This is a genomic window from Alkaliphilus peptidifermentans DSM 18978, assembly GCF_900101495.1.
GTDB classification, from domain to species: Bacteria; Bacillota; Clostridia; order Peptostreptococcales; family Natronincolaceae; genus Alkaliphilus_C; species Alkaliphilus_C peptidifermentans.
In genome coordinates, this window is sequence record NZ_FMUS01000001.1 from 193993 (window position 1) to 206690 (window position 12698).

The window sequence follows — 12698 nt, forward strand, 5'->3', positions numbered from 1 at the left end:
AACCCTCTGGAATAAACAAATTATAAAAATGACCTATTGGCTTAATAAGCCAATAGGTCATTTTATAAACTGTAAATTAATTACGTCATTGATAATTTTGCTAGCAATTATCCGTTGATCTTTTCTTTAAGGGTCTTACCTGCTTTGAACACTGGAGCTTTAGATGCTGGTATGTCAATTACTTGCTCTGGGTTTCTTGGATTTCTTCCTTGTCTAGGCTTTCTTTCTCTAACATCAAAAGTACCGAAACCTACTAATTGAACCTTGTCTCCAGCAACTAGTGCTTCTTCAACACTCTCCATCAATGCGTTCAATGCTAATTCAGCATCCTTTTTAGTTAGTGCACTTTTTTCAGCCATTTTAGAAACTAATTCAGCTTTGTTCACTTAAATTACCTCCTTATATTTTAGAATACGTATAGTCATATTCTCTTTAAAATTTGAAAATCCTTCTTTTTATAAGATTTTCTATAACTTTTTTCCATTTTTTTTAATATTTTGGTACTATGGGATTATTTTTTTGATGCTTCCCACAATTCGTCCATTTCAACAAGGGTCATTTCTTCCAGTTTTTTACCAGCCATAACTGCATTTTCTTCTATGTAGTTAAACCTCTTTATAAACTTGCTTATTGTCCTACTTAATGCATCCTCAGGCTCAACTTTGTAGAAACGCAGAAGATTAACCACAGCAAATAATAAATCTCCACCCTCTTCAGCTATTTTGTCGAAAATTCCTTCTTGATGGGCCTGCTTTAATTCTTCTAGCTCTTCATGAATTTTGTTTAATACATCATTGATGTCATCCCAATCGAAGCCAACCTTAGCTGCTTTTTGTTGTATTTTGTTAGCCCTCATTAATGCCGGCAACTGTTTTGGAACCGATAGCATAGATTGGGTATAGCTTTTTAGTTGTTTTTCTTTTTGTTTTTGTTGCTCCCAGCTTTCTAGTGCCTCTTGGCAATTATCTACCCTTGTATCTTTAAATACATGAGGATGCCTAAATATGAGTTTTTGTGCTATCCCTCCAATAACATCTTGAAGGTTAAAAGCATTTCTCTCTTTTGCTATTTGACTGTGGAAAACAACTTGCAAAAGAAGGTCGCCCAGCTCTTCTTCTAAAAGATAATCATCCTTCAAATCTATTGCCTCAATAACCTCATAGGATTCTTCGATTAAATATGGCTTAAGACTTTCATGAGTTTGCTCTATATCCCAAGGACAACCATCTTTATTTCTTAATCTTTCCATTAAGGAGCCTAAATTATTCATATTATAATACTTTTTTTGAATCATGTCAATCCTTGGAATATAAAGACTTGTCAGATAATCTATCCAGTCTAAGCGATCTAGCTGATAAAGAGGCAGCTTTTCTATTTTTTCAACCCCAGGTACCCCTGCAGCCCTTACAACTACAATCTCTTGTTCATCGTCATAGTAATCCATCAGCCTTAGCTTCACCTGTGAGGCTACAAAGGTATCATACACTTGAGTAATAATTGTTGCCGAATCTGTATCTGGCTCTTGCTTGTCCAGCTGCAAAGCATCTATCAGTTTAAATCCATCGACGGGATCAACCCCTAGCACAGGAAGTAACACATCTAAAAAACTCATGGCAGGTAGTACGTCGATTTGTATGTCGGTCCCCTCAGCTGCCTTAATAAGGTGTTGTACTGTAGTTTCTGCTACGTAGGGATGTCCAGGTACTGCGTATACTATTTCTTTGCCTCTCCCTTCTTCTAGGAGGGCTAAAGCTATATGCTGATATACTTCTTCAAAGCTATCTATTTCTGAGTATGCATAGTCAAAGCTTTTAAAGGATATACCTTCTTCTGTTAAGAATTCTACAGTAGGATGTTTTTCTGTTCTTAAGTAAATTTCTTTATCTTTTTTTAATTCTGTTAAAACAGCGAAGGTAAGATGGTCCTTAGCACCGGGCCCAAGTCCTACAATTGTAATTCTCCCCATAATAATTCTCCTTCCTATTTATGTGAAAAGGTAGACAGAATCAGTTTATCTCATAACTCCTAATTTACTTAATATCTTAACAATCTTAGTTCCGCCTGGTATCAGCTCAAAATCTTCTTCTGTAATAGTACTTGTATATAAAAGCATTCCTCCATATACTAGCCCTCCAATACCTATTGCAACTACAGTGGCTAGTCTACCTCCTAGTATTCGAGAGAATTGACTATAGGATATTCTAGTAGCTATAGCCATTACAGTTACAGCTACTATTGGTTTGTAAAACATCCTCCTCATATTAAAGGTTACTTTAGTATATTTTCTCACTGCCATCAAATTGAGAATGGCTGCTATTAGATAAGCAAGCACTGTTCCTAATGCCGCACCCTTTACATTTAAAGCTGGTATACCCGTCAATATATAAGTTGCTACTAATTTGAAGGCAGCCCCTATCATTAAGTTCCTTACTGGAATAATCTGCTTTCCTAGACCCTGTAGAATTCCTGTCATAACCTGTACTTGTGTTAGGAATAAAACAGCAAATGATAGATACAGTAATATTTGCCCAATGCTGGCAGGCTCCCGTGGAAACAATAGCTGCATAATAGGTGTGGCTAATACAGCAAGTCCTACAGCCGAAGGTAGCCCAATTAAAAAGGATACTCTAAGACCAGATTGAATATCGTTTCTAACCCCTTCCCAGTCCTTTTTAGCCCGTGCTTCAGCTATTACTGGCACTATACTCATTGACAGGGCTACAGTTAAAACCTGAGGCAAATTAATTAAGGTTACTGCCATTCCTGTTAATTGACCAAAAAGACTATTTGCTTCAGCATAGGTAAAGCCTATAGCCTGTAATCTTCTTAATACAATTAGTGAATCTATCATATTGATTAAGGGCAAAATCGATGCACCGATGGTTATTGGAATAGCAATATGCATAAGCTCTGTAATTACTTTACCAACTGGGTCTTTTTGACCCTCCATTTGCTGATTTAGTGCTGATTTTTTCTTTCTATCATTAAAGTAAATGTATAATATAACTGATAGCCCAGCAATTCCTCCTGCTGTAGCTCCAAAGGAGGCCCCAGCTGCGGCATATTCAACATTTTGTCTCAATAAAACAACTGCTAGACCTAAGCCAACAATAACCCTTGCAAGCTGCTCAACAAACTGAGAGATGGCGGTAGGCACCATATTTTTCATGCCCTGAAAATAACCTCGGAAGCCTGCTTGCATTGAAACGAAAAACAATCCAGGCGCTAAGGCTAATACTGCATAATATGCGTTGGGGCTCTTTACAATATTGTTTACAAAAAAGCCTGCTCCTAAATATAAAATTATGGCACTAACGCTACCTATTCCTAATAACACTAGGATAGAAATTTTAAAAACCTGGTGGGCACCGACATAATTTCCTTTAGCCCTTTTCTCTGACACTAATTTAGAAATAGCAGTGGGAAATCCTGCAATTGAAAAGGATAGTAGAAATGTAAATATGGGATAACCTACTTGATAGTAACCAAATCCCTCTGATCCAATAATATTCCCCAATGGTATTCTAAAAAAAGCACCTAAAATTTTAACCATTATTCCCGCTATACCAAGTATTGCCGCTCCTTTTAAAAAGGAATCCTTTTTCATGTATACTCCTCCTACTTGCAATCAAGTCAAGGTTAATTATAGCAGACTTTTATTATTTCGTACAGCCGAATAGAAGCATTAAAAGCAATGAGTAATTAGTAATGAAGAACAATGAGTAATGTAAAACAATTAGTAATTACTGATGAACACCAAAAAGATAAAAAAGCATATATAAGAGCAATAAGTAATATAAAATTCAAAATTATGTAAGTAAATAAAAGGTACCTTCAAGATAAAAACCCCGGTTATCCGGGGTAAGTATTCCTATTGCTCCATTTGTTTAGATAAAAATGCTGCTGCAGTCATTGCTATTTTCTTTTCAGTCTCTCCCATTGCAACACCTTTTTCTTTGGAACAGAGTACAACAGTTCCAATTGGGTCTCCTTGTGTTACTATAGGTGCAATCACTTGTGCAGAATATTTGGTGTCATCTCCTTCGTCTGAAACAATGGTGTAAAACTGTTCTCCTTGATTTGCCAAGATAACCTCTCTTTCATCCATTAGTTTCTCTAGATTCTTGCTAACCCTTTTATCTAAGTATTCTTTCTTTGAGGCACCTGCCACCGCTATTATTGTATCTCTATCAGTTATAATAGCCATATGGCCCAATGCTTCTTGAAGTGATTCTGTATACTCAGATGCAAATTCGCTTAGCTCTCCTATTGGTGAGTATTTCTTTAATATTACTTCTCCTTCTCTGTCAGTAAATATTTCTAAGGGGTCACCTTCACGAATTCTTAGGGTCCTGCGTATTTCTTTGGGGATTACTACTCTACCTAAATCATCAATTCGTCTTACTATTCCTGTTGCCTTCACTTCTATGACCTCCTAAGTTAAGTAATAATTTATTGTAATCATATTATTTAACTGTTTCTTCTCTTTTATGCATTTTAGGAAAATAATTAATGTTAAGGAAGAAATGTAATGGATAAAAGCTTATATAAAAAAGCATATGCTCGATTATATTATCGATCATATGCTTTGTTTATATTTTTCTCATATTTTTGTTAATTATTAGTACTAATAATATTTAATTATCTTTTTGTGATATTGGCATTTTCCATTAGCTCGTCTATATGCTTTCTATACTCTAAGGTCATCAAGTAATTGATAATTTCATGTTCTACTTCTTCAAGGCTGAAGTTTTCACTTATTTTATCTTCTAGTAAAATTATATGATAACCAAAGGCAGATTGCACCGGCTCGCTAACTTCTCCTATTGCCAGGGTAAATGCTACATCTTCAAATTCAGAAACCATCACACCTCTAGGGAAATATCCAAGGTCTCCACCATTTTCCACAACACTAGGATCTTCTGAGTATTCTATAGCAAGCTCATCGAAGCTTTCTCCATTTTGAATACGAACATATAGCTCATCAGCTAATAGCTGATCTTTAACCAATATATGCTTGGCGTTTACTTCCTCAGTAATAAATAAATCTGGGTTTTCTTCATAAAATTCCCTTGCTACGTCACTATCAATTCCTAGACTATCTGCATAGAAAATCTCGTACTTTGCTATAAGACGCGATTTTTTAAGAAAATCTTTAATAAACTCATCAGAAATATCGTTTTCATCCATATAATTCTTTAATAATTCGTCATTATTCATTTCTTCCTTAAAATCGTTAAATGCATCTTGAATATCTTCATCACTTACTTCGATATTATTCTTTTTTGCCTCTTCAATAATTATTGCTTCTAATACGAGTTTCTCCATTACATGATCTTTAATAGTCTCTAATAGGGTTAATCCCGAACCATCGTCTCGATTTAATACATCACTACTATAGCCGTATGAGAACAGTGATAAATTTTTGCTAAATTCGTCCATTGAGATTTCTGTGCCATTTACCAGTGCTGCTGTATCATCACTAAGCTTATTGCCACCACTGCAGGCAGTAAGGAATAATATTGCCATTATAAGGATAGCTATACCCTTTAAGACTCTTCCTCTATTCTTTTTTATCATCAATTTAATCATCTCCTATCCATATCGTCATTTATAATTATATCTAATTTGCTGTTTTTTGCAAGCCACTAATTTTTTCTATTATATCCTTAAGCTCAGATAATATCTTATTTTGATCCGTTTCAATAACTTTATAAACAAAGTAGGGCACCTTGGTTCCATGGAAACTAAGTCTCCTATTATAGGTATGTAGTGCTTCTCCTATATTCTCAGGCATGAGCATTATACTATCTTTGAAGGAGATTGTAATTTCTTTTGATTTTTGAGTGATGGAAGTAATTCTTAGATTTTTAGCCATGGCTTTAATATAAGAAATAAGCAGTAGATTTCTTACGCTGTTGGGAATATCTCCAAATCTATCCTCTATTTCCTCTTCTACACTGTAAAGATCTTCTTTGTTTCGTATTGATGCAATTTTTTTATATATTTCAATCTTTTGACTTTGATTAATAATATATTTATCAGAAATATATGCATCGATACTCAGTTCAATTGTTGTTTCTTCAAATCGTTCTACTGACTCTCCCTTTAGCTCACCAATGGCCTCTTCCAACAGCTTTACATATAAATCATATCCAATGGCTGACATATGTCCATGCTGTTCGCCACCCAATAGATTGCCTGCACCTCTAATTTCTAAGTCCCTCATGGCTATTTTGAATCCTGATCCAAATTCGGTAAACTCCTTTATAGCTTTCAATCTCTTTTCTGCAACCTCAGATAAGACCTTATCCTTTTCGTACATTAAGTAGGCATAGGCTTGTCGATTAGAGCGGCCTACTCGACCCCGAAGCTGATATAACTGTGATAAACCTAATCTATCTGCATCGTGAATAATTATTGTATTAACATTTGGTATGTCCAGTCCAGTTTCAATGATGGTGGTGCATACCAACACGTCGTATTCACCTTCATAATATTCCAGCATAAGATTCTCTAATTGTCTTTCGCTCATTTGACCATGCCCTACTCCAATTCTGGCATGGGGAATAAGATTAGTTAATCTGGCTGCCATCTGATGAATTCCTTTAACTCGGTTATAGACATAGTAGACTTGACCTCCTCGAGCAATTTCACGGGTAATAGCATCGGCTATAATTGACTCGTTATGGGCCATTACATATGTCTGTACCGGGAACCTTTCCTCTGGCGGATCTTCAATTACGCTCATATCTCGTATTCCAATCATGGCCATATGTAATGTTCGAGGTATAGGTGTTGCTGTTAGAGTTAATACATCTATGTTTTTCTTTAAATGCTTTAGTGCCTCTTTATGCTTTACTCCAAAGCGTTGCTCTTCGTCAATAATTAGTATTCCTAAGTCTTTAAATTGGATATCCTTAGAAAGGATTCTATGGGTTCCTATTATAACATCTACGTTACCGGTTCGAACATTCTCTAATATATTTTTCTGCTGCTGTGGTGTTTTAAATCGGCTTAACATATCTATTTTAACTGGAAAACCTGAAAACCTTTGGGCAAATGTATTATAGTGCTGTTGTGCTAAGATGGTTGTTGGAACTAGTAAAGCCACCTGTTTACCATCCATTACGGCCTTAAATGCTGCTCTTATGGCCACTTCAGTTTTGCCATACCCTACATCTCCACAAAGAAGACGATCCATGGGTAGATGATTTTCCATATCAAGCTTTACCTCTTCTATACATTTCAACTGGTCTGGAGTTTCTTCATAGGGGAATAGATCTTCAAATTGCTTTTGCCATTCAGTATCTGCTGAAAATATGTGTCCCCTGCTTTTCTGTCTTTCGGCGTATAGCTTTAATAGGTCTTGTGCCATATCTTCAATGGCTTTTTTAACCTTTGCCTTAGTTTTTATCCATTCACTTCCTCCAAGCTTGTTTACCTTAGGAGGGTGATCTTCACTGCCAACATATTTTTGAATAAGGTCCATTTGATCGGTAGGTACATATAGGTTGTCTTCACCTGAATATCTTATTTTTAAATAATCCTTTTTCAATCCATCTACCCTAAGCTGTTGGATCCCTACATATTTTCCTATACCATGTCCCTCGTGTACTACATAATCGCCAACCTTAAGATCAATAAATGATTTTATTGGTGCTGCATCCTTACGCTTAGTGATCTGCTTTTTTCTCTTATGAACACCATATATCTCATTATCAGTAATAAGCATATATTTTGCTCCAACATATTCGAAGCCTCGATGTACACTTCCTTGCATAATAATTACTTGACCAGACATTAAATCTTCTTGAGGGGTAACCACAAAGCTTACATTCAAGCCCCGTTCATTCAGAAGCTCTAAAAGCCTTAATGCCCTTTCTTTTGTTCCTGGTAATAATACAACCTTGTAGCCCTTGTATTGCAGAAGTTTCAATTCTTCCACCATAAAATCCATTTTCCCATTAAAGGTTTGTACACTTCGGGAGGCAAAATTAATTATTTCCTTGGGCTGAAAATCGGGATTATACTTTGGAAGAAGATTTAGTGTCACCACTGGATGTCTCACCATTTTACCAAGTATTTCATCATAGCTGAACTGAAGCTTACATTGGGAAGGAAGAACCTCGCCTCTTTCAAGTAAGGTCTCAAAGTTATCATTAAATTCCTTTAAAACTCCTTCGCCTTTTTCCCTTAAACGCCTAGGCTCGTCTAGAATCAGGGTTGCGTTTCTATCTAAGTATTCTAAAAGGGAGGCTTCTCTACCCTCCAAATACGGCAGTAACAGCTGGGCTGTTTTAGTATCCGCAAGCTCATTTAGCTTTTCCAGTATCTCATCAAATTTTTCTTTAAGTCTTTTTCCTGGATCTTCATCTAGCTTCTCTAAGGTTTTTTTCAATTCCTTAGAAAGCTTTTCATTTATAAATTTATTATCCTCTGGTTCTATTATCGTTTCTATTGTAGGATATATTTTTATCTCTTCTAATTTATTTATAGAAATTTGTGTGTCCACTTGAAACCTACGTATAGAATCTACCTCGTCATCAAAAAGCTCAATACGATATGGTGCTTCCTCTGAGGCAGGGAAAATATCGATTATTCCTCCACGGATGCTGAATTCTCCGCTTCTTTCTACCCTGTCTACCCTCTCAAACCCCTGAATTAATAATGTATTTAGCATTTGCTGCAGCTCGATTGTCTCTCCTACACGAAATGTAATATGGTGGTAAATATAGTATTGGGGTTTGGTAAGCTTTAAAAGCAGCGCATCAATAGAGGTAATAACTATATAATTACCTCCTTCAGCAAGCTTTTCTAATGTTTTAGCCCTTTCAGCCTGTATAGCTTCTCCTGTGGCTTCTATTTGATAAAATACAACTTCCTTTGTTGGGAAAAATAATATTCTTTCTCCCATATAGAACTTTAAATCCTCGTATATTTGCCTAGCCTCAAGCTCGTTATAGGTAATAATACACACCTGACCATCGAGCTCTTCAAATATTCCAAAGGCAATATGGGGTTTTTGTGATTCACTCAGGCCATGTATAACTACCGGTGTCTTTCTCCCTTTTATAGCACCTATTATCTGATTATATTCTATTGTCTTTTTTATAGGCGAAAGTAGTACCTTGCTAAGCATTGTTGTCACCACCTTAACATCTGTTCATTGTTGACACTTTCAACAACTGTAAGCCCGGATCTTTCACCGGGCTTGTGTTACTATTATTTTTTTTAAATATACTTTGTAATATACCAATTCCAGCTACTATGTAAAACCCAAGCTATTAGTATGCTAACAGATATAAATCCTGTTTTGGAGTAAACAGCATAGGTAACCCACCCAAAAAAACTATGGCTTACTATACTGGCCAACGCAGCCAGCTTGCCAATTGATTTTGATGAGGTCTTAATATCGTATATACCCTCAATTACACCAAATACACAGTGGGCTCCCAATATTGAAGCTCTAAGCATTAGTGCTATTAAGGTTTTTGAAACTTCTTCGATGAAGGGCACTAGTAAAACCAAACCCTTATTACCTAATTGCTTTAAAATCCACTTATTCCATAAATAAGCGTTTATTGCTGAGAATATACCAGAAATAAGGAACATTTACAATCTCCTTTTTAAAGAAATAATATCTTGTATAATTCTCTTTAACCATTGAACTTATTCATAGCAAAGGATAGATCCCTATCAATAACTGACTCTACAGCCAATGCTGCGGTTTCAATAGCTTCTTTAATTAATGGTATTTCTTCTTTACTAAAATTACTTGTAACAAAGTCACTTAATTCCATGATTTCAGGTTTTCCTATGCCAATTCGTATTCTGGGAAATTCGTCCTTCTGAAGTAAGTAGATTATGGATCGCATTCCATTATGGGTTCCTGCGCTTCCCTTTTCCCTAATTCTGATGGACCCCACCTTAATGTCGATGTCATCATATATAACAATTATTCTATTTAAATCTACTTTGTAATAATTTACAATATCTAATAAGCTTTGTCCACTAAGATTCATATAGGTTTGGGGCTTAACTAATAGTACCTTTTCTCCAGCAATTACCCCTTCACCATAAAGAGCCTTATGCTTTAACTTATTTACTTTAATCTGATTTCTTTCAGCTAGTAGGTCAATAGTATGAAAGCCCACATTATGACGTGTATTTTCATACTTCCTGCCGGGATTTCCTAGTCCAACTATAACATACATCTTGTTTCACCTCATATTAACAACACTTAATCAAATATCTTGCTTACAGAAATGTTCTTATATATTCTTGTTATGGCCTCTGCAAAGACCGGTGCAACAGAAATTACTTGTATTTTATCAATCATCTTCTCTTCAGGCAATGCTATTGTATTGGTTATTATCAGCTCTTCAATTGCTGAATCTTGTATTCTTTCTAAGGCTGGACCTGATAATACCGGATGTGTACAGCATGCATAAACAGCCTTTGCGCCGAAATCTTTTAAAGCATTAGCTGCTTGTGTTATTGTACCTGCTGTATCTATTAAATCATCAACAAGAATAACTGTTTTCCCGTCAACCTCACCAATTATATTCATTATTTCAGACACATTGGCTTTTGGTCTTCTTTTATCTATAATAGCAATTGGGGCATCTAAATGATTTGCAAAATTTCTTGCCCTCGTAACGCTTCCAAGGTCCGGTGATACTACTACTATATCTTGTAGGCCTTTACCTTTGAAATAGTTAGCCAATATAGGCACCCCTAACAGGTGATCTAGTGGAATATTAAAGTAACCTTGTATCTGGGATGCGTGAAGATCCATTGCCAAAACACGGTCTGCTCCTGCAGTAGTTATTAAATCTGCCACTAGCTTAGCTGTGATAGGGTCTCTCGCCTTTGCCTTACGATCTTGTCTCGCATATCCATAATAGGGTAATACAGCAGTTATACGACCTGCTGAAGCCCTTTTAAAGGCATCTATTAGTATTAATAGTTCCATAAGATGATCGTTTACTGGTGGGCTTGTTGGTTGAACAACAAAAACATCTGCTCCTCTTACTGTTTCATTTATGTTTACTGCTATTTCACCATCACTAAAGGTAGTAACCTCTGCGTTCCCTAATGGAACCCCTGTATTCCGGGCAATTTCCTTTGCTAAGCTGGAGTTTGCATTCCCACTAAATATTTTAATCTCACTTCCACTGGTATTCATTCATCTTCCTCCTCATATGTTTGCATCTATTAATATTTATAAACAGCTTGTTTCTATGATTTGAAATCTTCATTATTCCTTTGAAAATCCCTTTGCTTGTGTCCACCCAGTTTTGTTTTCCTGTTTGGTTCGAGCTATTGCAAGGGCGCCTTTAGGAACTTCCTTAGTTATTGTTGAGCCACAGGCTACATATCCTTCCTCTTTAACAGTAACAGGTGCCACAAGGTTGGAATTACTTCCAATGAAAGCGTTATCTTCTATAATAGTTTTATTCTTTTCTTTCCCATTATAATTTACAAATACAACTCCACAGCCAATATTTACATTCTTGCCTACTTCAGCATCCCCAACATAAGCTAAATGAGACGCCTTAGAGTGATCACCTATAACTGAATTTTTAACCTCAACAAAATCACCAATTTTAACGTGTTTACCAATCTTACTATTTGGTCTTAGATATGCATATGGACCAATAGCTGCATAATCGTCAATTTGGCTATCAGTTACAGTGGAGCTTTGCACTTCAACACTATTCCCAATCGAAGAATTGCTTATTTTTGTATTAGCTCCAATTATACAATCTTCGCCGATGGTAGTAGCACCCTCCAATATTACACCAGGATAAACTATTGTATCTATACCTATCTTAACACTTTTCTCGATATATGTATGCTGTGGATTTATAAGAGTAACACCTTGGATCATGTGCATTAAATTTATTCTATTTCTCATAATTTCTTCAACCTGTGCCAGCTGTTCCCTGGAGTTTACTGCCATAATATCCTCATGTTCTTCAATTTTAAATAGCCCCACTTTTTTTCCTGCATCCTTTATTATTGTCAATACATCAGTGAGGTAATACTCCTTTTGCTTATTTTCGTTCTTTAGCATTGGTAGAGCTTCCTTTAAATCTTTTGAAGAGAAGCAATATATTCCTGAGTTTATTTCTTTTATTGATTTTTGATCTTCAGTTGCATCCTTTTCTTCAACTATTTTATCTAACCCATTGTGTGAATCTCTAACAATTCTTCCATACCCATGTGGGTTTTCTAAATCTGTAGTCAGCACTGTGGCCTTATAACTACCGGTAGTATGATACTCCATTAAAGCATTTAGGGTTTTTTCTGTAATTAGTGGTCCATCTCCATACAATACCAATACTGTACCATCTTCCTCAATATGATCATAGGCCATCATTACCGCATGACCAGTACCCAGTTGCTCAGCTTGTAGAACAGTTCTTACCTGTGTTGGTAAACTTTCCTTAACAGCATCTGCACCATGCCCAACAACTACAATGGATTCCTGAACATTAGAGCTATTGGCGGCATCAATAACATGCCCCAGCATAGTTTGTCCACATACCTTATGTAATACCTTGGGAATTCGAGATTTCATTCTCTTGCCTTCTCCGGCAGCCAATATAATAGCTTTTAATCCCATTTTCTCACCTCGAGTTTTTTTGACAATTTGTCTTGCTTAGCCTTCAACAATATAGAACTGTTAT

Annotated in this window: 10 protein-coding genes; all 10 read right to left on the reverse strand. The window is 36.0% G+C overall.

All coding sequences use genetic code 11. The features are described 5' to 3' along the window. Positions 1 to 107 precede the first annotated feature (107 nt). Entirely contained in the window at positions 108 to 386 is a 279-nt protein-coding gene (locus BLP68_RS00890; RefSeq protein WP_091538885.1) for an HU family DNA-binding protein, read from the reverse strand. A 125-nt stretch (positions 387 to 511) separates the two neighbouring features. Further along, a complete protein-coding gene (yabN, locus tag BLP68_RS00895) occupies positions 512 to 1966 on the reverse strand; it encodes a bifunctional methyltransferase/pyrophosphohydrolase YabN (RefSeq protein ID WP_091538886.1) in 1455 nt (484 codons plus the stop codon). Between the two features lie 45 nt (positions 1967 to 2011). Next, entirely contained in the window at positions 2012 to 3607 is a 1596-nt protein-coding gene (locus tag BLP68_RS00900) for a putative polysaccharide biosynthesis protein (RefSeq protein WP_091538889.1), read from the reverse strand. Between the two features lie 264 nt (positions 3608 to 3871). Further along, the gene (gene spoVT / locus BLP68_RS00905) at positions 3872 to 4423 is read right to left on the reverse strand and encodes a stage V sporulation protein T (protein WP_091538891.1); all 552 of its coding nucleotides are present in this window, start codon (positions 4421 to 4423) and stop codon (positions 3872 to 3874) included. 218 nt (positions 4424 to 4641) lie between these two features. After that, positions 4642 to 5580: a peptidylprolyl isomerase gene (locus BLP68_RS00910; protein ID WP_242876878.1), complete on the reverse strand. Its 939-nt coding sequence runs from the start codon at positions 5578 to 5580 to the stop codon at positions 4642 to 4644. A gap of 43 nt (positions 5581 to 5623) precedes the next feature. Further along, entirely contained in the window at positions 5624 to 9142 is a 3519-nt protein-coding gene (gene mfd / locus BLP68_RS00915) for a transcription-repair coupling factor (RefSeq protein ID WP_091538897.1), read from the reverse strand. 92 nt (positions 9143 to 9234) lie between these two features. After that, positions 9235 to 9615 carry a hypothetical protein gene (locus BLP68_RS00920; RefSeq protein ID WP_091538899.1) on the reverse strand — a complete coding sequence of 127 codons (381 nt, stop codon included), beginning with the start codon at positions 9613 to 9615 and terminating at the stop codon, positions 9235 to 9237. A 44-nt stretch (positions 9616 to 9659) separates the two neighbouring features. Continuing rightward, positions 9660 to 10217: an aminoacyl-tRNA hydrolase gene (gene pth / locus BLP68_RS00925; protein ID WP_091538901.1), complete on the reverse strand. Its 558-nt coding sequence runs from the start codon at positions 10215 to 10217 to the stop codon at positions 9660 to 9662. A 26-nt stretch (positions 10218 to 10243) separates the two neighbouring features. Then, positions 10244 to 11191 carry a ribose-phosphate diphosphokinase gene (locus tag BLP68_RS00930; RefSeq protein WP_091538904.1) on the reverse strand — a complete coding sequence of 316 codons (948 nt, stop codon included), beginning with the start codon at positions 11189 to 11191 and terminating at the stop codon, positions 10244 to 10246. A gap of 72 nt (positions 11192 to 11263) precedes the next feature. After that, positions 11264 to 12634 carry a bifunctional UDP-N-acetylglucosamine diphosphorylase/glucosamine-1-phosphate N-acetyltransferase GlmU gene (glmU, locus tag BLP68_RS00935; RefSeq protein WP_091538906.1) on the reverse strand — a complete coding sequence of 457 codons (1371 nt, stop codon included), beginning with the start codon at positions 12632 to 12634 and terminating at the stop codon, positions 11264 to 11266. Positions 12635 to 12698 lie beyond the last annotated feature (64 nt).